The sequence below is a fragment of the Mycobacterium sp. 852002-51152_SCH6134967 genome, assembly GCF_001667105.1.
GTDB classification, from domain to species: Bacteria; Actinomycetota; Actinomycetes; order Mycobacteriales; family Mycobacteriaceae; genus Mycobacterium; species Mycobacterium neumannii_A.
This window is the reverse complement of the sequence record NZ_LZIK01000049.1, coordinates 25,344-45,464: the sequence shown is the minus strand read 5'-3', so window position 1 is coordinate 45,464 and position 20,121 is coordinate 25,344. Positions and strand designations below refer to the sequence as shown.

General features: G+C 68.4%; 20 protein-coding genes. 7 read left to right on the top strand and 13 right to left on the bottom strand.

Annotated features, from left to right (window positions below):
• Positions 1-2 precede the first annotated feature (2 nt).
• Genes A5790_RS15040 through A5790_RS15025 form a run of 4 tightly spaced genes read right to left on the bottom strand, consistent with a single transcriptional unit; the run spans position 3 to position 2,086 of the window.
• Positions 3-581 carry a TetR family transcriptional regulator gene (locus A5790_RS15040; protein WP_066845631.1) on the bottom strand — a complete coding sequence of 193 codons (579 nt, stop codon included), beginning with the start codon at positions 579-581 and terminating at the stop codon, positions 3-5.
• Between the two features lie 25 nt (positions 582-606).
• Positions 607-1,167 carry a phosphoesterase PA-phosphatase gene (locus tag A5790_RS15035; protein WP_082961731.1) on the bottom strand — a complete coding sequence of 187 codons (561 nt, stop codon included), beginning with the start codon at positions 1,165-1,167 and terminating at the stop codon, positions 607-609.
• On the bottom strand, positions 1,164-1,679 hold the full coding sequence (locus A5790_RS15030) for a mycothiol transferase (RefSeq protein ID WP_066845629.1): 516 nt from the start codon (positions 1,677-1,679) through the stop codon (positions 1,164-1,166). The genes A5790_RS15035 and A5790_RS15030 overlap by 4 nt, the downstream gene beginning before the upstream one ends.
• A gap of 17 nt (positions 1,680-1,696) precedes the next feature.
• A complete protein-coding gene (locus A5790_RS15025; protein ID WP_066845626.1) occupies positions 1,697-2,086 on the bottom strand; it encodes a VOC family protein in 390 nt (129 codons plus the stop codon).
• 22 nt (positions 2,087-2,108) lie between these two features.
• Here A5790_RS15025 and A5790_RS15020 point away from each other — a divergent pair, with 22 nt between their 5' ends.
• Both A5790_RS15020 and A5790_RS15015 read left to right on the top strand, forming a co-directional pair.
• The gene (locus A5790_RS15020; protein ID WP_066845623.1) at positions 2,109-3,833 is read left to right on the top strand and encodes an amidohydrolase family protein; all 1,725 of its coding nucleotides are present in this window, start codon (positions 2,109-2,111) and stop codon (positions 3,831-3,833) included.
• Entirely contained in the window at positions 3,830-4,387 is a 558-nt protein-coding gene (locus A5790_RS15015; protein WP_066845620.1) for a carboxymuconolactone decarboxylase family protein, read from the top strand. The genes A5790_RS15020 and A5790_RS15015 overlap by 4 nt, the downstream gene beginning before the upstream one ends.
• Here the strand turns inward: A5790_RS15015 and A5790_RS15010 are convergent.
• Positions 4,376-5,200, bottom strand: coding sequence for an SDR family oxidoreductase (locus A5790_RS15010; protein WP_066845617.1), 825 nt, complete (start codon positions 5,198-5,200; stop codon positions 4,376-4,378). The genes A5790_RS15015 and A5790_RS15010 overlap by 12 nt on opposite strands.
• Before the next feature lie 43 nt (positions 5,201-5,243).
• Between A5790_RS15010 and A5790_RS15005 the strand changes: the two genes are divergently transcribed.
• Entirely contained in the window at positions 5,244-5,618 is a 375-nt protein-coding gene (locus A5790_RS15005) for a hypothetical protein (RefSeq protein ID WP_066845614.1), read from the top strand.
• Positions 5,619-5,756: 138 nt separating this feature from the next.
• Here the strand turns inward: A5790_RS15005 and groL are convergent, their stop codons facing one another.
• From groL to A5790_RS14990, 3 genes are all read right to left on the bottom strand, one after another.
• The gene (gene groL, locus A5790_RS15000) at positions 5,757-7,382 is read right to left on the bottom strand and encodes a chaperonin GroEL (protein WP_066845611.1); all 1,626 of its coding nucleotides are present in this window, start codon (positions 7,380-7,382) and stop codon (positions 5,757-5,759) included.
• A gap of 190 nt (positions 7,383-7,572) precedes the next feature.
• The gene (locus tag A5790_RS14995) at positions 7,573-8,136 is read right to left on the bottom strand and encodes a TetR/AcrR family transcriptional regulator (RefSeq protein ID WP_066845700.1); all 564 of its coding nucleotides are present in this window, start codon (positions 8,134-8,136) and stop codon (positions 7,573-7,575) included.
• A gap of 101 nt (positions 8,137-8,237) precedes the next feature.
• Complete coding sequence (locus tag A5790_RS14990) at positions 8,238-10,775, bottom strand: excinuclease ABC subunit UvrA (protein WP_066845608.1); 2,538 nt, start codon at positions 10,773-10,775, stop codon at positions 8,238-8,240.
• A 220-nt stretch (positions 10,776-10,995) separates the two neighbouring features.
• Here A5790_RS14990 and A5790_RS14985 point away from each other — a divergent pair, with 220 nt between their 5' ends.
• Positions 10,996-12,693, top strand: a complete 1,698-nt coding sequence (locus tag A5790_RS14985) for a DEAD/DEAH box helicase (protein ID WP_066845604.1) — start codon at positions 10,996-10,998, stop codon at positions 12,691-12,693.
• Here A5790_RS14985 and A5790_RS14980 read toward each other — a convergent pair.
• Genes A5790_RS14980 through A5790_RS14970 form a run of 3 tightly spaced genes read right to left on the bottom strand, consistent with a single transcriptional unit; the run spans position 12,690 to position 14,324 of the window.
• On the bottom strand, positions 12,690-13,196 hold the full coding sequence (locus tag A5790_RS14980) for a polyketide cyclase (protein ID WP_066845601.1): 507 nt from the start codon (positions 13,194-13,196) through the stop codon (positions 12,690-12,692). The genes A5790_RS14985 and A5790_RS14980 overlap by 4 nt on opposite strands.
• Before the next feature lie 36 nt (positions 13,197-13,232).
• Positions 13,233-13,499 (bottom strand): addiction module protein, encoded by a 267-nt coding sequence (locus A5790_RS14975; RefSeq protein WP_066845598.1) that lies wholly within the window; start codon positions 13,497-13,499, stop codon positions 13,233-13,235.
• A 9-nt stretch (positions 13,500-13,508) separates the two neighbouring features.
• Positions 13,509-14,324 (bottom strand): HAD-IIA family hydrolase, encoded by an 816-nt coding sequence (locus tag A5790_RS14970; protein ID WP_066845595.1) that lies wholly within the window; start codon positions 14,322-14,324, stop codon positions 13,509-13,511.
• Between the two features lie 154 nt (positions 14,325-14,478).
• Between A5790_RS14970 and A5790_RS14965 the strand changes: the two genes are divergently transcribed.
• The gene (locus A5790_RS14965; RefSeq protein WP_156656407.1) at positions 14,479-15,906 is read left to right on the top strand and encodes an NAD(P)/FAD-dependent oxidoreductase; all 1,428 of its coding nucleotides are present in this window, start codon (positions 14,479-14,481) and stop codon (positions 15,904-15,906) included.
• On the opposite strand, the gene A5790_RS14960 is transcribed toward A5790_RS14965, so the two are convergent.
• Both A5790_RS14960 and A5790_RS14955 read right to left on the bottom strand, forming a co-directional pair.
• Positions 15,816-17,219: a PH domain-containing protein gene (locus tag A5790_RS14960; protein ID WP_082961730.1), complete on the bottom strand. Its 1,404-nt coding sequence runs from the start codon at positions 17,217-17,219 to the stop codon at positions 15,816-15,818. The two genes, A5790_RS14965 and A5790_RS14960, sit on opposite strands and share 91 nt — an antisense overlap.
• Before the next feature lie 56 nt (positions 17,220-17,275).
• Positions 17,276-17,770 (bottom strand): PH domain-containing protein, encoded by a 495-nt coding sequence (locus tag A5790_RS14955; RefSeq protein ID WP_066845586.1) that lies wholly within the window; start codon positions 17,768-17,770, stop codon positions 17,276-17,278.
• A 56-nt stretch (positions 17,771-17,826) separates the two neighbouring features.
• Here A5790_RS14955 and A5790_RS14950 point away from each other — a divergent pair, with 56 nt between their 5' ends.
• Both A5790_RS14950 and glp read left to right on the top strand, forming a co-directional pair.
• The gene (locus A5790_RS14950; protein ID WP_066845698.1) at positions 17,827-18,738 is read left to right on the top strand and encodes an SDR family NAD(P)-dependent oxidoreductase; all 912 of its coding nucleotides are present in this window, start codon (positions 17,827-17,829) and stop codon (positions 18,736-18,738) included.
• Positions 18,738-19,991, top strand: coding sequence for a gephyrin-like molybdotransferase Glp (glp, locus tag A5790_RS14945; protein WP_066845583.1), 1,254 nt, complete (start codon positions 18,738-18,740; stop codon positions 19,989-19,991). The genes A5790_RS14950 and glp overlap by 1 nt, the downstream gene beginning before the upstream one ends.
• The last annotated feature ends 130 nt before the right edge of the window (positions 19,992-20,121 follow it).

The window sequence follows — 20,121 nt, the reverse complement described above, 5'->3', positions numbered from 1 at the left end:
GCCTACTTCATGAGCCGGTCGAGCACCTGCAAGCTGTCCGAGATCGGGTCGCCGGGCAGTGGGGTGCCGTGCGAGGCGCCGATCAGCACCCCGACGATCGCCCCTGCCAGCACGCGCCGCTCGCGGGGGTCGGCCGGCGCGCCGGGACGTTGCGTCAGCGCGTCTTCGATCAGGCCGATCAGCCGGACATATTCGGCGTAGAGCAGGCCGGCCACCTCGGGCACGGTGTACATCAACCGCTGCCCGATCACGGCCTCTTCGCGCTGCTCGGGGGTCAGCGAATTGAACGTGGTCTCGACGGCGTGCCGGTAGGCGTCGATGACCGACATGTCGGCGGGCGCGGCGACGAACGCGTCGATGATCGGCGGGATGTGATCGTCGGAGATCAGCACCGCCTCTTTGGTCGGGAAGTAGCGGGAGAAGGTTCGCGGTGAGATGTCGGCGGCTGCGGAGATCTGCTCGACGGTGGTGGCCTGATAGCCCCGCTCCTGGATCAGGCGAAACGCTTCCCGCCGGATAGTCGCACGAGTTCGCAGCTTCTTTCGCTCGCGCAAGCCCAGAGTCTTATCGGACAACGCCATCAGCCAATTGTCGCACCGCGTCGAGTTAGCCAGCCGAGGCCGCCGGGGAATCGCGGCCCCCGCTGCGGTCGCGTCGGGCGATGACCGCGGCGGCCCACACGACCGCCGAACCGAACAGCAGACCGCCCACCACGTCGGTGAAGTAGTGAAAGGTCGCGGCGACTCCGAGCATCGCCAACGCCACGGCGAGTACCGCGGTCACCACGACCCACCACGCCGCACCCGCCACGAGGACGGCCAGCCCCCACACGACGGTGGTCGCGGTGAGATGTCCGCTCGGATAGGCGAGCCCGCCTCCCTTCTGGCGGTCGAAGATCGGTTTGAGCGCCCGGACGGCCGCGATTCCGACCACCGGCGCGACGACTGTCATCAGCGCCAGCCACCAACGCCGTTGCAGGCACGCGGCGGCCAACACCGCGACAGCCAGTGCGAGCACCACGCGGGCATCGGCGATCACGGCCAGGCGCCGCACCGGGGTATCGCCGAAACCCTGGAACCAGTCGTCGACCGGCGTCGAGGATTTGCCGACGGCCGAGCCGAGCAGCAGCATCGCCACCAGCGCGAGCGCCGGCCACCATCGGGTCACGTGATTCCGCGGATGTAGGCCGCCTGGCCGAGGTGTTGGGCGCCGTCGTCGATGATGCTCACCAGCCGCAGGCTCGCCGTTACCGGTGGATCCCAGTTCTCGTCGACGACGCGGCTGAGTTCCTCTGCGGTGATCGACGCGATGTACTCCAGCGTCGCCTTGTGCACGGCGTGCGCGTAGCCGGCGAGCAGATCCGCAGGGGCGCGGACGCGGCCCACCTCCTCGGGGCTGTGCCCGTAACCCATGTCTTCGCGGGGCAGGTCGAACCCGAACCGGTCGACCCACCCATCGCGCAACCAAACCTGCTCGGTGCCCGCGAGGTCGGCGAGCTGGACGTCTTGCTGACGGGCGCTGTGCCACACCAGCCACGCGATGCTGTTGGCGGTCGGGGTGGGACGGAAGAACGCGGTCTCGTCGGTCAGCCCGTCGGTGAGGTTCTCCACGTGCTCGCTGAGCCGGGTGAACGCGTCGCGCAGGATTTCGCGGGCCACTGCCACGCCTGAGTCAGCCATGACCTCGACGGTATACGTCAGTCCGGTGGTCGCGCCCCGTGAAAGACGGCCTCGATGTTGTTGCCGTCCGGATCGCGGACGAAGGCGCCGTAGTAACCGGGGTGGTACTCCGGCCACAGCCGCGGGGCGTGCAGCGACTCCGCGCCGGCCTGGATCGCAGCGTCGTAGAACGCTTGCACGGCATCGGTGTCGGCGGCCTCGAACGCGAAGTGCACCTCGCGGTTGGGGCCCGCCGCGTCGCCGGCATTCAGGTCCGCGATCCAGAAGGCGGGCTTGCCGTCCCTGCCGTAACCGATGGCGACCTGATAGTCGAGTTGGCGGGTGTAGCCGAGCACGCCCAGGACCGTGTCGTAGAACGCCTTCGACCTTTGGAAGTCCGCGCAGTTGATTCCGAAGTGGTCGATCACTGCCTCATCGTAGATTCAACGTATGACATATGAACTCGTGATCAGAGGCGGCACCATCGTCGACGGCCTCGGCGGGGAACCCTACGTCGGTGACGTGGCGGTTTCGGCAGGAGTCATCGCGGCCGTCGGACGGGTCGATGAGCCCGGCGCGCGGGAGATCGACGCGACGGGCCTCCTGGTCACCCCCGGGTTCGTGGACCTGCACACCCACTACGACGGCCAGGCGATCTGGTCGGACCGCCTGACGCCGTCGTCGGCGCACGGTGTGACAACCGTGGTGATGGGCAACTGCGGGGTGGGGTTCGCGCCCTGCCGCCCGGAGGACCACGACGTCCTCGTCGACGTGATGGCCGGCGTCGAGGACATCCCCGGTGTGGTGATGGTCGACGGGTTGCCGTGGCACTGGGAGACGTTCCCAGAGTTCCTCGACGCGCTCGAGGAGCGACGCCGGGACATCGACGTCGCGGCGCTGCTGCCCCACTCACCGCTGCGGGTGTACGTGATGGGACAGCGCGGTGTCGACCGCGAACCGGCCACCGCCGACGACCTTGCGATGATGCGCAAACTCGCCGCCGAAGCCGTACAGGCCGGCGCGCTGGGCTTCGCGTCGTCGCGGTTCACGTTGCACAAGACCGAGAGCGGGCGGCCGATCCCCAGTTACGACGCCGACCGCGCCGAGATCGAGGCGATCGCCCGCGGAATCGATGACGCCGGTGGCGGGCTGATCCAGTTCGTGCCCGACCTGGTGGCCGGCGACTACGAGCCCGTGCTGCGAACGGTGTTCGAGGTCGCCGCCGAGGTCGGCCTGCCGGTGACGTTCACCTTGGCGATCGGCAACGCCGGCGACCCGTTCTTCCTCGACGCGCTGACGATGGTCGAGAAGGCCAACATTGACGGCGGCGAGATCACCGCGCAGATCTTCCCGCGGCCGATCGGGCTGGTGCTCGGCCTCGAGTTGTCGGGCAACCCGTTCGTGATGTACCCCAGCTATCAGGAACTGGCCTCCCTGCCGCTGGCCGAACGCGTCACCGAGATGCGCAAACCCGAAGTGCGGCAACGGATTCTGTCGGACCAACCGGTCGGCGAAGGTCATCCGCTGATGTTCGCGGCGCAGGCGTTCGAATGGATGTTCCCGCTCGGTGATCCCCCGAACTACGAACCCCCGCGGTCCGAGAGCATCGCGAGTCGCGCCCGTGCCCGCGGCGTCAGCCCGCTCGAGGAGGCCTACGACCGGCTGCTCGACGACGACGGTCACGCCATCCTTCTGGTGACCCTGGCCAACTTCCGTGACGGCACCCTGGACACGGTCGCGGAGCTGATCCGTCGCGACGATGTGGTGCTCGGACTCGGCGACGGTGGGGCGCATTACGGAATGATCTGCGACGCAAGTTTTCCCACGTACATGCTGACGCACTGGTCACGTGACCGCGCGGCGGGGCGACTGTCGGTGGCCGAGGCGGTGCGCGAACTGACCTCGGTGCCCGCCCGGGTTGCCGGCCTGGCTGACCGCGGCCGGATCGCCGTCGGGTACAAGGCTGACCTCAACGTCATCGACCACGACGGGCTGCGCCTGCACCGCCCGGTGATCGCCTATGACCTTCCCGCCGGCGGCCGGCGCCTGGACCAGAGCGCAGAGGGGTACGTCGCGACCGTCGTGTCCGGCGAGATCATCGCCGAGAACGGCACTCCCACCGCCGCGCGTCCGGGCGAGTTGATCCGCGGCCGCCGACCCGCGCCCACTGCGTGAGCAGGGTCGCGCCGCTGGCTCCCCCGTGGAGCGAGGACGACGCCGCAGCCATCGACGGCTGGGGACATCCCGCCCGCACCTACGAGCCGCTGCTGCTGGTGCGCTGCCTGCAAAGGCACCCGAATCTGGCTGCGCGGCTTCGCAAACTGGGCGAGTCGCTCTACGTCGACGCGCGTCTGCCGCCGCGGTTGCGCACGATCGCGATCCTGCGGGTCTGCGCATTGCTGCGGTGCGAGTACGAATGGGGCGGCCAGGCCGCGTTCTGGGGTCCCATCGCCGGGGTCAGCGAACGCGAATGTGACGCACTGGTTCTCGACGACGACCCCGGCTTCAGCGACTTCGAGCGGATACTGATCGCCGCCGTGGACGAGGTCGAGAGAACCGGCACCTGGTCGGATCAGACGTGGCACGCCCTTGGCGACGAGCTCGATGACGAGCAGCGGATGGAGTTGCTGGTCGCGGTCGGTTGGTATCGCACCATCTGCACGCTGTGCAACGGCATGGCCTTGCCGGTCGAGGGTTGGATGCGGCGCTGGCCGCTGTCAGACCGCTGAGCGGTCGCGGCGCAGCCCGGGATGCTGACTGCGCAGCGTCCTGAGCAGAACAGCGCGCGGAAGCGCTTGCAGCAGGCGGGTACTCAGCACGTTCTGGCGTCCTGCGATCACGGTGCCGCGGTCGTGTTCGAGCGCGTCGACACCGATCCTGGCCACCTCGCGCGACGGCACCCACATGAACTTGGGGAATGCCGCGGCGAACGCGCGCTCGTCCATGCCCGCCGCCCGGAGGAACTCGGTGCGCACCGGCCCCGGAGCGAGCATCGCGACGGTGACGCCGGTGCCCGCCAGCTCGGCCCGCACGCCCTCGGTGTAGGTCTTGACGAACGCCTTGGTTCCCGCGTAGCCGGACTGGCCGGGGAACGGGTGATAGCCGGCGGTTGACCCCACGTTGAGGATCGCACCGCGACCACGCGGCACCATCTGCTGGACCGCGCGGGTGGTGAGGTCGATGACGGCCTCGACATTCACGCGCACCTGCGCGATCTCGTCGGCCACAGGCGATTTCGTCACCGACCCGATCGTGCCGATCCCGGCGTTGTTGACGAGGATATCGACGGTGAGGCCGCGCTCGGCGACCTGGTCGAACAGGGCCGCGCGGGCCTCAGGGTCGGCGACGTCGCACGCGATGGTCTCGGTGCGGACGCCGTCGCCGAGCTCGGCGGCCAAATCGCGCAGCCGCTCTTCGCGACGAGCGACGAGCGTGACGCCGTGACCGCGCGCGGCGAGCTCGCGGGCGATGTCGGCGCCGATGCCCGCCGACGCTCCGGTGACGACGGCGGTGGTGGTAGACGATGGCTGCGGTAAGGGCATACAAAAAATCTAACGCGCCGCTGCGCAGACGTATCCTCGCCCTATGAGCGTGAAGGTGGATCTCGACCGGTTGACCGACGTGCTGGCCGACTTCGGCTTCGCCTATCTGATCTCCGTGGGCGACGACTACCGCGCCCACACCGTCGCCGTCGACCCGGTGTTGCGCGACGGCAGGCTCGACGTCGGGACCGTCGGTCGGCACACGCGGGAGAACACCGCCCGCCACGGCGACGTCACCATCGTGTGGCCGCCGAGTGAGGCCGGTGGATATTCGTTGATCGTCGACGGTCAGGCGCATCAGGCGGGCGAGTCGTTGTCGGTCCAACCGTCGCGCGCGGTTCTGCACCGCAAGGCCACCGCGGAGTCGCCGTCGACGAGCCCGGACTGCCTGCACGACTGCGTCCCGCTGAAGAAGTAGTTCCGCCGAGAGTGGGGTTGTGTCACGGTCTGCGCGAATACGCGTGCGGGTAACCCACGTTCGGCGATACGAGCGGACATGAAAAAGCCCGGCCTCTCGAGAGGAGCCGGGCTTTCCCAGTAGAACGGGTTTCCAGACTTAGAAGTCCATGCCGCCCATGCCGCCGGTCGGGTCGGCCGGACCAGCGGCCGCCTTCTCCGGCTTGTCGGCGACGACAGCCTCCGTGGTCAGGAACAGCGCCGCGATGGACGCCGCGTTCTGCAGCGCCGAACGCGTCACCTTGACCGGGTCGGCGACGCCGGCCTTGAGCAGGTCCTCGTACTCGCCGGTCGCGGCGTTGAGGCCGACGCCCTTGTCCGAGTTGCGGACCTTCTCGGCCACCACGCCGGGCTCCAGGCCGCCGTTGAAGGCGATCTGCTTCAGCGGAGCCTCGAGCGCCACGCGCACGATGTTCGCGCCGGTGGACTCGTCGCCCTCCAGCTTGAGCTCGTCCAGCGCCGGGGAGGCCTGCAGCAGGGCCACGCCACCGCCGGCGACGATGCCCTCCTCGACGGCCGCCTTGGCGTTGCGCACGGCGTCCTCGATGCGGTGCTTGCGCTCCTTGAGCTCGACCTCGGTGGCAGCGCCGGCCTTGATCACCGCAACACCGCCGGCCAGCTTGGCCAGGCGCTCCTGCAGCTTCTCGCGGTCGTAGTCGCTGTCGCTGTTCTCGATCTCGGCGCGGATCTGGGCCACCCGGCCGGCGATGGCGTCGGAGTCACCGGCGCCCTCGACGATGGTGGTCTCGTCCTTGGTCACGACGACCTTGCGGGCCTGGCCCAGCAGCGAGATGTCGGCGGTCTCGAGCGAGAGGCCGACCTCTTCGCTGACGACCTGACCACCGGTGAGGATGGCCATGTCCTGCAGCATCGCCTTGCGGCGGTCACCGAAGCCCGGGGCCTTGACGGCGACGGACTTGAAGGTGCCGCGGATCTTGTTGACCACCAGGGTCGACAGGGCCTCGCCCTCGACGTCCTCGGCGATGATCAGCAGCGGCTTGCCGGCCTGGATGACCTTCTCCAGCAGCGGGAGCAGATCCTTGACGGTCGACACCTTGGACGACACGAGCAGGATGTACGGATCCTCAAGGACCGCTTCCTGACGCTCGGCGTCGGTTACGAAATAACCCGAGATGTAGCCCTTGTCGAAGCGCATACCCTCGGTGAGCTCGAGCTGCAGGCCGAAGGTGTTGCTCTCCTCGACGGTGATGACACCCTCGTTGCCGACCTTGTCCATGGCCTCGGCGATCAGCTCACCGATCTGGGTGTCGCCGGCCGAGATCGCAGCGGTGGCGGCGATCTGGTCCTTGGTCTCGACCTCCTTGGCCGACTTCAGCAGCGTCTCGGTGATCTTCTCGACGGCCTTCTCGATGCCGCGCTTGAGGCCGAGCGGGTTGGCGCCGGCCGCGACGTTGCGCAGACCCTCGCGCACGAGCGCCTGGGCCAGCACGGTGGCGGTGGTGGTGCCGTCGCCGGCGACGTCGTCGGTCTTCTTGGCGACTTCCTTGACCAGCTCAGCGCCGATCTTCTCGTATGGGTCCTCCAGCTCGATCTCCTTGGCGATGGACACACCATCGTTGGTGATCGTGGGGGCGCCCCACTTCTTCTCCAGGACGACGTTGCGACCCTTGGGCCCCAACGTCACCTTTACCGCGTCGGCGAGGCTGTTGAGGCCCCGCTCGAGGCCGCGGCGGGCCTCTTCGTCATACGCAATTGTCTTGGCCATTGCGAAGTGTTCCTCCGGATTGGGGATGGCACGTCTGCGGTCGGGTGCAGTGCCCGCGACGGACGGCTCGGGTGTGCTCCGCAGATGCGGCCCGTTGCCTCACCGTCCCGACCTAGCACTCACCGGTCGCGAGTGCCAATTGCCTTTCTAGCACTCGGGCATGGCGAGTGCAAGATCGCATGCGACCCATTCAGGCCGCTCGCAGGCCGTCCAGTACCACCTCGGTGAGCCGCTCGGCTTCTTCGGGATTGGCGTCCTGGATCGCGAAGCAGCCGGCAAGGATCGCCTTCACGTCGAGCACGTCGACATCGCGCCGGGCGGTCCCGGCATCCTGAGCCGCCTCGAGCAGGCCGCCGAGGAGGTCGAGGAAGGCCCGCTCGGTCTCCGGGATGGCCGCTGCGACGTCGATGCCCTCTCCCGCCAGGGCGTCCTTCAGGCCGCGATCGGCCGCTCCCCAATGCAGGACCAGGGAGCGCAGCAGGACGAACAGTGCCTCCCCCGGCGGTACATCCTCGGTCAGGGCGCGACCCTCGGCGACGAGGCTGTCGATGCGGTTCTCGACGACCGCGCGGTACAGGTACACCTTGGCCGGGAAGTGGCGGTGCACCGTGCCCGCGCCGACACCCGCGCGCCTCGCGATCTCGTCGATAGGCACCGCGAGGCCGTCGGTCGCGAACGCGTCGTAAGCGACCTCCAACACGCGGGCGCGATTGCGCAGGGCGTCGGCACGCGGCGCTCGACCGGTCACACTCACGTCGTCACCTCGAGAGAACATACTGACGGGACCTACGTTCCGTATATTCGCAAGAGACCGGGGCGCTCGCTCCGTTTCACGCTCTACCAACGACAACTTCTTCATCGAGTGACCAGCCGCGCGGCCAGATACGGCGCCGTGCGACTGCCCTTCGCCCGGCTCACCTTCTGCGGTGTGCCCGCCGCGACGACGCGGCCGCCGTCGTGGCCCGCGCCCGGTCCGAGGTCGATCACCCAATCCACCCCGGCGACCATCCGCATGTCGTGTTCGGCCACCACCACCGTGTTGCCCGCGTCGACGAGGCGATGCAGTTGGGCGTCGAGGAGATCCACATCCGCCGGATGCAGTCCCGTCGTCGGTTCGTCGAGGACGTAGAGCGTATGGCCGCGACGGGGCCGCTGCAGTTCCGACGCCAGCTTGATGCGTTGGGCCTCCCCTCCGGACAGTTCGGTGGCGGGCTGACCGAGACGCAGATATCCCAGCCCGACCTCACGCAGCGTCGTCAGGCTGCGCGAGGCACCTGGGATGTCTTCGAGGAACTGTGCGGCCTCGTCGACGGTCATGGCCAGGACGTCGGCGATGGTGTGGTCGCGGTAGCGCACCCGCAGCGTGGCTTCGTTGTAGCGGGCGCCCCCGCACGTCGGGCAGGTGGCGTAGGTGCCCGGCAGGAACAGCAGTTCGACCGATACGAAGCCCTCCCCCTGGCAGGTCTCGCATCGGCCTTCTGCGACATTGAACGAGAACCGGCCCGCCGTCCAGCCCCGGCGGCGTGCGGCCGGCGTCGCGGCGAATACCCGTCGGACCGCGTCGAACAGGCCGGTGTAGGTGGCCAGCGTCGAACGCGGGGTGCGCCCGATCGGCCGCTGGTCGACGGCGACCAGTCGGTCGATCCCCTCGACGCCCTCGGCCCTGACCCCGATGCTGGCGTCGTGATCGAGGTCGACGATCTCGGCGTCGGAATCGTCGGTGTCGCTGTCGCTTTCGGCCATACCCACGGCACGGCCCAGATGGCGGTTCACCACATCACCGAGAACCTTGACGACGAGCGTCGACTTGCCTGAACCGGACACACCGGTGACCGCGGTGTAGACGCCGAGTGGCAGGTCGACATCCACGTCGCGCAGATTGTGAAAACAGATGCCGCGCAATCGCAGCCGGGACGACGGCTCGCGCGGGGTCCGCGGTTCGGCCGCCTGGTCACCGAACAGGTACCGACGGGTGATCGACTCGTCAGCGTCCTTCAGCCCGGAGACGGGTCCGCTGTAGAGCACCCGCCCTCCGTGCTCCCCCGCGCCGGGGCCGACGTCGACGATCCAGTCGGCCCGGCGCACGACATCCATGTCGTGCTCGACGATGAACAGCGAATTGCCCGCTCGCCGAAGGCGATCGAGCACATCGAGCAACGGCTCGGCATCGGCGGGATGCAGGCCGGCCGACGGCTCGTCCAGCACGTACAGCACCCCGAACAATCCGGCTCGCAGCTGCGTGGCCAGCCGCAGCCGCTGCAGTTCACCCGGTGACACGGTGGGCGTGCGGCGGTTCAGCGTCAGATAGCCGAGTCCGAGGTCGATGAGCACCTGGATGCGGGCGACCAGGTCGGCGGCGATCATCGTGGCGACCTCGGTGAACTCACCGGATGCGGTCGACTCGAACGCCGGGGCGGCGTCCTTGCGGGCCGCGGTCGGCCGCAGCGCATCGGCGAGTTCGGCCAACGGCATCGCCACGTAGTCGGCGATGGTGCGACCCGCGAAGGTGACCTTCAGCGCCTCGGGTCGCAGCCCCGATCCGTGACACACCCCGCATTCGACGCTGTCGACGAACTGCAGGACGCGTCGGCGCATCATCGCGCTCTGCGAGTTCGCCAGCGTGTGCCGGACGTGGCGTTCGGCGCTGGAGAAGGTTCCGTTGTAGTAGTAGTCAGCCGTGACCGGATGCTGACTCGGATCGATCTCGACGGTGGGCTGCTCGTCGGTGAACAATATCCAATCACGTTGCCGCTTGGGTAATTTCCGCCAGGGCTTGTCGATGTCGAACCCCAGCGTGATGAGGATGTCGCGCAGGTTCTGGCCCTGCCAGGCGCCCGGCCACGCCGCGACGGCGCCCTCGCGGATGGTCAGCGAGGGGTCTGGGACGAGCGTCTGCTCGGTCACCTCATGGATCCGGCCGAGACCGTGACACTTCGGGCAGGCGCCGACGGCCGTGTTCGGGGAGAACGCGTCGGAGTCGAGTCGTTCGGTGGCGCCGCGCGGGTACGTCCCGGCCCGGGAGAACAGCATCCTCAGCAGGTTGGACAGCGTCGTGACGGTGCCGACCGTGGACCGTGAGGTGGCCGCCCCCCTGCGCTGCTGCAACGCCACGGCTGGGGGCAGCCCGGTGATGTCGTCCACCTTGGGCGCGCCGGTCGGCAGCAGCAGGCGCCGCGCGTACGGAGACACCGACTCGAAGTACCTGCGCTGCGCCTCGGCGTAGACCGTGCCGAATGCCAGCGACGATTTGCCGGAACCGGAGATGCCGGTGAACGCCACCAGCGCGTCGCGCGGGGCGGCGACGTCGACGCCCCGTAAGTTGTGTACGCGGGTACCGAAGACACGGACGCACGGGTCGATGTCGTCGCTGCGGGTAGTGGGGGTTGGCGACATGGTTGGCGCAGAGTACCCACCTCGCGCCAGGACAAGCACCGTGTTTGCTGCGCGCAGTTCCACGAGGGTCGCCTCGCAGTGTCGGCCGCTAGGCGCTCAGCGGTGGTTTGCAGCCGCCGGTCATGTTCGACACACCGGCGGTCCGGCGACACGCCAAGCAGAGATGCGCGGCCGTAATCCGTTGCGCTAGGCTGCTGTCCGATCAGTGAGGAGTCTTTGGGTGCGGGCAGACACGGCGCCCGACACCCAGGCTTTGCGAGGCTGGCAGCGTCGGGCATTGGTGCGGTATCTTGGCGCCAAACCGCGCGATTTCCTCGCCGTCGCCACCCCCGGCGCGGGTAAGACGACGTTTGCCCTGCGCGTGGCCGGCGAGCTGTTGGCCGACGGCACCGTCGAGCGCGTCACCGTCGTCGTGCCGACCGAGCATCTCAAGATCCAGTGGGCGCTGGCGGCCGCCAGGCTCGGCCTGTCGCTGGACCCGAAGTTCTCCAACAGCGCCGCGCACCACTCGTCGGAGTACCACGGCGTCGTCGTGACCTATGCCCAGGTGGCCAGCCACCCCACCCGGCACCGGGTGCGCACCGAGAACTACCGCACGCTGGTCATCTTCGACGAGATCCACCATGGCGGCGATGCGAAGAGCTGGGGCGAGGCCATGCGCGAGGCGTTCAACGACGCCACCCGCCGGCTGGCGCTGACTGGTACACCGTTCCGCAGTGACGACAGCCCGATCCCCTTCGTCACCTATGAGCCCGACGGCACCGGCGTGATGCGGTCGCGGGCCGATCACATCTACGGGTACTCCGACGCGCTGGCCGACGGGGTGGTGCGGCCCGTGGTGTTCATGGCGTACTCCGGTGAGGCACGCTGGCGCACCAGTGCGGGCGAGGAGTTTTCGGCGCGCCTCGGCGAACCGCTCAACGCCGAGCAGACCGCGCGGGCCTGGCGCACGGTGCTCGACCCGAACGGCGAGTGGATTCCGGCGGTGCTGCAGGCCGCCGACACCCGGCTGTCCCAGCTGCGCAACGGCGGAGTGCCCGACGCGGGCGCGATGGTGATCGCCTCGGACCAGAAAGCCGCCCGCGCCTACGCCAACGTGCTGACGACGCTGACCGGGGAGGCGCCGACGCTCGTTCTGTCCGACGACCCCGGCTCCTCCGACCGCATCGCCGAATACGCGACAGGCACGACTCGTTGGCTGGTCGCGGTGCGCATGGTCTCCGAGGGTGTCGACGTGCCGCGACTCGCCGTCGGCGTGTATGCGACGTCCGCGTCGACCCCGCTGTTCTTCGCCCAGGCGATCGGACGCTACGTCCGCTCCCGGCGCCCCGGCGAGACCGCGAGCATCTTCCTGCCGTCGGTGCCCGCGCTGCTCGACCTGGCCAGCGAGATGGAAGCACAGCGCGACCACGTGCTCGGCAAGCCGCACCGCGAGTCGCAGGGCGAGTGGGACGACGCGGCCCTCGAGGACGCCAACAAGACGAAGGACGAGCCGGGCGAGACCGACAACGGCTTCGAAATGTTGGGCGCCGACGCCGAGCTCGACCAGGTGATCTTCGACGGCTCGTCGTTCGGTACGGCAGCGGCCGTCGGCAGCGAGGACGAGGCCGACTACCTCGGCATCCCCGGCCTGCTCGCCCCCGACCAGATGCGGGACCTGTTGCGACGCAGGCAAGAAGAACAACTCACCCGCCAGACCGCCTCCGGGGAGGTGCCGCGGGTCTCCACCCACGGCCAACTGCGCGAACTGCGCAAGGAACTCAACACGCTGGTGTCCATCGCCCACCACCGCACCGGTAAACCACACGGCTGGATCCACAAGGAGCTGCGCCGGCTCTGCGGCGGCCCGGCGGTCGCGGCGGCGACGACCGATCAGCTCCGCGCCCGCATCGAGGCGGTACGCACCCTGCAGTCCTAGCGGTCCTGCCCGCGCGACTCGGCGAGCAAGGCCAGGTTCTTCAGCGAGTTGTCGAGGTGCTGCGGTTCGAACGGCGGGAACTCGATGTCGCGCATGTCCGGCGCCACGTTCGACCAGTCGTAGGTCAACGTGACCGCCGTCCGGTTTTCGGCCACCGCGTCGAGGTCGTATCGCCAGAGCCATCCGCCCCATTGGAGTTCGGTGCCGTTCATCAGATAGCCGCGCTGCTCGGGACCCTGGCCTGGCAGCCACCCGATGGCGCGCGGCCGGTCGAGAACCTCGACCCGGTTGGCCATCTCGTAGTACTTCTCGGGATGGTTGTCGTGGTACATGCCCATCCGGAAGACTTGGCCGACCTCGGTCAGGAATTCACCGTCGAGCGGCTCGCGGACCCATCCGGTGCCGTCGATCGCCTGGTGCGTCGACGGGTCGGCGAGCACCTCGAACACGGTCTCGATCGGGGCGTTGACGGTGGTGGTCGCGTGGATGCGTTGTTCTGTCATGTCGATACAGACCGCGGCGGGCACGGAAAGTCATCGTCAGAAAACCCCGCACCCGGCCACCCCGCACGCCCACGAGCTGATCAACAGCAGCGGCCAGAGAGCGACGGCCACGACCAGAGCCGCGATGTTGGCGAAGATCGTGAAGTCGCCGGACAGCGCCGCCTCGAGCTGGCCGATCAGCTCGATGTGGAACATCGCGTAACCGACTCCGATCACGATGTAGACCAGCGTGATCCACAGCGCCAGCTCCAGGTAGGTGTTGATACCCCGCTGCAGCAACAGCTGCTGCACCCGCTCCCACATCGATGTCCCCTACAGTCCGAGAAGCTGCGGCAGGTCGGCCACGGAGTCGATCACATGATTCGGTTGCATCGCGAATTCATCTGCCGCCCAACGATCCAACGTATCCTGCCGAAACTTGCCCGTGCGCACCAACACGCCGGTCATACCGACAACCTGCGCCGCCAACACGTCGTTGTTGAGATCGTCGCCGACCATGTACATCTCGTCGGCTTCTACCCCGAGCCGACTCGCCGCGGCGAGGAAGCCCTCGGGGGCGGGCTTGCCGACCGCGGTGGCTTTGCGTCCGGAGGTCTCCTCCATGCCGAGCAGGTACATGCCGGTGTCCACGCGCAACCCGTCGGTCGTCGTCCATGCGGTGCTGCGGTGCATCGCGACCACCGGCACGCCCTGGGCCATCCAGTCGTAGACCCACGACAACGTCAGGTGGCTGTACTCCGGACCCGCACCGCCGAGCAGGATGACGTCCGGGGTCTCCGGTGCGCGGGGACCGCTGTACTCGTGCGAGTAGACGATGTCGATGCCGGGCATGTCCTCGGCGATCTGTCCGCTGTTGACCAGGAAGCAACGCGCATCCGGATACCGGTCGCGCACGTATTGCGCGGTCAGCACCGCCGCGGTGATGACCTCGTCGGGCCGGACCGCCATCCCCGCTTTGGAGAGCAGTTCGGCGATCTGCACGCGGGTCTTGGTCGTCGTGTTGGTCAGGTACGCACAGGCGACCTGGTTGTCGGTCAACGAACGGACCGTCTGTGCCGCGCCTTCGATCGGACGCCACGAGGTCACCAACACGCCATCGATGTCGAACAGCACCCCACCGATAGCCATGGCCCGACAGTAAACGGCCTAAGCGTGCGCGCAAATCGTGGAGGTCTGACGGATTCGAGTAGTGGCCTACGCTAGTGCGCCTTCGCTGGACGCCGAAAACTGTTCCTTACCAGGGTCGATACCGGACCACGGATCTCGAGGTGAGGGGTGGGCGATGCCAATCGTAGGCGAACGAGCGGTCGTTCTCGGCGCGAGTATGGCGGGATTGCTCACCGCCAGGGTTCTCGCGGACAGCTATCGGACGGTCACCGTGGTGGAGCGCGACGCGCTGCCCACCGGGCCGACGCCCAGGCGCGGAGTCCCGCAGGGCAAGCTGATCCACGCCCTGCTCGCGCGTGGGGCCCAGGTGCTCGAGGAGTTGTTGCCGGGCATCCTCGACGAACTCGTCGCGGACGGCGCCGTCAAATGGGACGGCGACTACTCCAAGCTCTGCTTCTCGCCCGGCGGCCACCGGCTCGTGCAATCGGGCCGATGCCCCTCCCCCGACTCGATGCCCTTCTACTTCCAGAGCCGACCGTTTCTCGATTGGCATGTGTTGCGGCGCATGCGCGAGGTTCCCAACGTGACGATTCTGGAGCGGCACGACGTGGTCTCGCTGCGGGCGACAACCGACCGCAGCCGGGTGACGGGCGTCGACGTGATCGACCGTGACACCCGCGAGGTGAGAATGCTGGACGGCGACCTCGTCGTCGATGCGACCGGGCGCGGTTCCCGGACACCGCTGTTCCTCGAACAACTGGGCTATGACCGCCCGCCGGTAGACGAGGTGGTCGTGCAGTTGGCGTACGCCTGCCAGCCGGTGCGCATCAGACCCGGCAGGATCGCCGAGCACTTCATCGCGATCATGCCGGAGCACGGCAGGCCCAGAATGTTCGCGACCGCGTGCTACGAGAACGACGCGACGATGTTCGCGATCGGAGCCATGGCCGGCCACCAGGTACCGGATACGGCCGCTGAAATGCTGGATTTCGTCGATGATTTCGTGCCGCCAGATGTGTTGGCCGCCCTCGCGGACGCCGAACCGCTCGGGCCGGTGGTGAATTACCGTGTGCCGTCCAACCGGTGGCGCCGCTACGACAAGATGCGCCGGCTGCCGGACGGGCTGCTGGTGCTCGGGGACGCGGTGTGCAGCTTCAACCCCATCTACGGACAGGGCATGACTGTCGCGGCCGTCGAGGCGACCGTGCTACGCGACTGCCTGCGCCGCGGCGACAGGAATCTGGCCCGCCGCTTCTTCCGGTCCAGCGCCAAGACGATCCGCATCGCGTGGCAGACCGCCGTCGGATCGGATCTGGCGTTGCCCGAAGTCGAAGGAACTGTGCCACTGTCGATCCGGCTGAGCAACGCCTACCTGGACCGCGTGTTGACGGCCTGCGAAACAGATGCGGCGGTCACGCTGCGGTTCCTGCGCGTTCTAGGGATGGTGGATCCGCCGGCGAAACTCTTCTCACCCGCGTTCATGTGGAGGGTGCTGCGAACCCTGGGGTCCGGCTATCGGCGCGCCCATGCTGTGTCGGCCACCCACGGCGACGCCTGCGCCGCAATCGACCACGCCAGCGCCGCGGGTACGTCGATCACCTGATAGTGCTTGACCCCGGCGGCCGTCGCGGCCACCAGTGTCGCCACCCCGACGCGCCGCTGCATCCACGTCTGGCGCACGGTCCAGCCGATGATGCCCGAGGCGTCGATGCAGTCGCGGCGGCGCTGCAGGCTTCCCGTACGCGCGACCAACCAACCGTCTCCCACGCGATGCCCCAACGACCGTGCGCGGTCGAACGCCAGCAGCGCGCAGCACCCGGAGAACAGAACCCAGAGCACCCACGCCCATATCGGCGTCGGCGCCACCAACAGCGCCACCGCCGCCGCGGCGGGCAGCACCATCGCCCGGCTCCAGCGCCTGCGCGTGGCGACGGGGCCGTGTGCACGAAGCGGCCCGGTCACCGCGTCGGGGCATTCGATCAGATTCGTCAACACCTCGTCGGCGGTGCGCTTGGGGCACGGCGGCAACAACAGCGACGACTCACCCTCTCCGCCGACACCGGTCATCACCGCGTCGAGGCGTGCGCCGCCGAACAGCCTCACCAGCAACGGTTCCCGAAGCGTGCCGCCGCGCAGACGGCGCATGTCGAAGGTGTTTTCGCGGACGCGGATCAGCCCGTATTTCAGATGCAGCACCTCGAAGTCCCTTCGCAGTTCGAGGTTGCCGTAGGTCAACAACGATTGCAGCACCGAGAGGACGACGGAGGCCAGCACAAGCACCGCCACGCCGAGCGCGATGCCGGCCGCCACGCCGAGGCTCCTGGCCGTGTCGAGCCACGATCGGGCAAGGCCCGATTCGTGCACGCCGCTGTCGACGCCCACCTGATACGCCACGCCGACCGCGGCGGCGATCATCGCCAGGCCGGTGAAGCTCAGCGGGCTGTAGCGCAACCACGACGGCGTCCACCGCGCGAGCACGCGACCGGGTTCCGACGGCTTGTCCTCCTCCACCGCAAGGCATTCGGCCAGCAACACCGCGCGCAGCCTGCCGACCTGCTCGGTGGGCACGGCGTCGAGCGCGAACTCTGCGTCACCCCTGGCCTCCTGGCCGGTGCTGACCCTCAGCACCGTAAGCCCCAGTAACCGGTGCAGCAGGCGGGCGTCGGTGGACACCGACCGTATCCTGTTGCGCGGCACCGAGAGTTCCTTGCGCTGCAACACACCGGTTCGCAGCTGCACATCGCTCGGCCCGACGCGGAATGTGGTGGTGAACCAGCGCGCCAAGCCGATCGCGACGGTGATGCCCAGCACCGCGACAGCCAGAAGCGGGTTACCGGTCGCCGAGCCGAGCACCAGCGTGCCGACGAGCACCGGGATCTGACGGATCACCTCGTGCACGGGGTGCACCAACAACATCCGGGGGCTCAGGCGCTGCCACTCCTCGCCAGCTGGCTGCTGCCACCCGGTGACTGTCACGTCGCGTCCTCGGTTCCCAGCGCGGCGATGTCGGTGAGACGGGCGACGACCGTGTCGGCCACGTCGGTGTCCAGCGCAACGATGCGGACTGCGCCCGCCGACGACGCCGTCGTCACCGTCACATTCGCGAGCCCGAACAACCGGTCCAGCGGACCGCGTTCGGTGTCGACGGTCTGCACGCGCGAGATCGGCGCGATGCGGCGCTCCTGGGTCCACCAACCGGTGCGGGTGTACACCGCCCGCGGATCGATGTCCCACCGGTGCACCCGGTACCGCCACCACGGAACGACGACGACGAACGTCACGATGCCGAGCAGCGTGCCCAGCGCCGCGAGCGCATGCACCCACCAGGGCCGCGGGTCCACCGCGAACCACACCAGTTGTCCGAGCACCGCGAACGACCACGGGATCGCCGCCCCGATCGCCCACACCAGTGGCGCCTTGCGGCTCGGCTTGTTCGCGGGGTCCAAGAATTCCACGACTTCGGTCATCAGGCGTCCAGCCTAGGTAACCGCGAGTCCATCGGCCGCTGAGTATGTTGATCGTCATGGGCAGCAAATGGACCGTGGCCGACATGCCGGACCAGTCCGGGCGGACGGCGATCGTGACAGGCGCCAACAGCGGGCTCGGTTATGACACCGCGGCCGCCCTGGCAGGCGCGGGCGCTGCGGTGGTGCTTGCGGTGCGCAACCTCGACAAAGGCAAGGAAGCGGTCGACCGCATCAACAAGTCGAGTCCCGACGCCGTGGTCAGCCTGCAGGAACTCGACCTCTCCTCGCTGGACAGCGTCCGCAGGGCCGCCGACGAGCTGCGCGCCGCACACCCGCGCATCGATCTGCTGATCAACAACGCAGGCGTGATGTACCTGCCGAGCCGCGAGACCACCAAAGACGGTTTCGAGATGCAGTTCGGCACCAACCACCTCGGCCACTTCGCGTTGACGGGCCTGCTGCTCGACAACCTGCGCAGCGTCGACGGGTCGCGCACCGTGACGGTCAGCAGCGTCGGCCACCGGATCATGGCTCGAATCCGCTTCGAGGACCCGCACTTCGAGACCGGATACAACCGGGTTCAGGCCTATGGACAGTCCAAGCTGGCCAACCTGCTGTTCACCTACGAACTGCAGCGGCGTCTGGCAGCCGGCGGCTCGCCAACCCTCGCGGTCGCTGCCCACCCCGGCTTCTCGGACACCGAATTGATGCGTTACATACCGGTTTTCGTTCCGGACATCGTGTGGAAGATCTTCACCCAACCCGCGGACAAGGGTGCGCTGCCCACGCTTCGCGCCGCCACCGACCCGCGCGTGCAGGGCGGGCAGTACTACGGCCCCGACGGTATCGGCGAGGTGAAGGGTCATCCGAAACTCGTTGCCTCGAGCGCACAATCGCACGACGAAGACATACAGCGCCGGTTGTGGACCATGTCCGAGGAACTGACCGGCGTCACGTACCCCGTCTGATGCGGACCGTCGAAGAGCATCAGCGCGTCGTCGCCGCGTTGATCACCGCCCGTCCAGCGGTCAGCGTTCCTATCGCCGACGCGCTGGGCTTGGTGCTGGCCGAGGACGTCGTCGCGCCGATGTCGCTGCCCGGCTTCGACAACTCCGCGATGGACGGCTACGCCGTCGTGGTCGACGACGTCGCTTCGGCCACGCCCGAGAACCCGGTCCGGTTGCCCGTCGCCGAGGATATCCCCGCCGGCCGTACTGACCTTCTGACGCTGAACCCCGGTGCGGCGCACCGGATCATGACCGGAGCGATGCTTCCCACCGGCGCGACTGCGGTGGTGCCGGTGGAGGCGACGAACGCGGCGACCGACACCGTGGAGATCCGCGCAGCCGCCAGAGACGGCCAGCACATCCGGCGCGCGGGTGAGGACGTCACGGCCGGTACTGCCGTGCTGCGCGCGGGCCAGCTCGTCACACCGGCCGCGCTCGGGTTGGCCGCCGCACTGGGTCTTGCCGAGTTGACGGTGATACCGCGCCAGCGCGTGCTGGTGATGTCGACCGGCACCGAGCTCGTCGCACCCGGCACACCCCTGGCACCCGGTCAGATCTACGAATCGAACGCGGTGATGCTCGCCGCGGCGCTGCGCGACGCCGGCGCCGACGTGGTGGCCTCCCCCATGACCGGCGACGACGTCGAATCGTTCCGCGCCGCCCTTGCGGAGCACACCGGTGACGCCGACCTGATCATCACGACGGGTGGGGTGAGCGCGGGCGCGTACGAGGTCGTCAAGGATGCGCTCGGAGCTCCGACGCCTGCGACATCGGGCCACGGCGGGTCGGTGGACTTCGTCAAGGTCGCGATGCAACCGGGCATGCCGCAGGGCTGCGGCGTCATCACCGCCGCGGGCTCGCCCGCATCACCGCGGCGGGACGTCCCGATCGTCACGCTGCCCGGCAACCCGGTCAGCGCGCTGGTCTCCTTCGAGGTGTTCCTGCGCGCGCCGCTGCGCTCCGCGATGGGGCTGCCGAACCCCACCCGGCCACGCCGGGACGCCGTGCTGACCGAGAACCTCACCTCGCCGCGCGGAAAGCGCCAGTTCCGTCGCGGCGTGCTGGATGCGGCCGCCGGGACGGTGACCAGCTACGGACCGCCGGCCTCACACCACCTGCGGTGGCTGGCCTCGGCGAACTGTCTGCTCGAGATCGCCGAGGATGTCGACGCCCTCTCGGCCGGGTCACCGGTCCAGGTGTGGGACCTGACCTGAGCTGACCTGAGTTTCCTTTTCCGGCTTCCGTCTTTCCGCGCCGAAACTGAGGCTCTGCACGAAATTGCGGCGTTTCGTCGCACACATCTTCAGTTTCGCCAGCAGTTCGGGGAGCAGGGAGGTTAGGCGG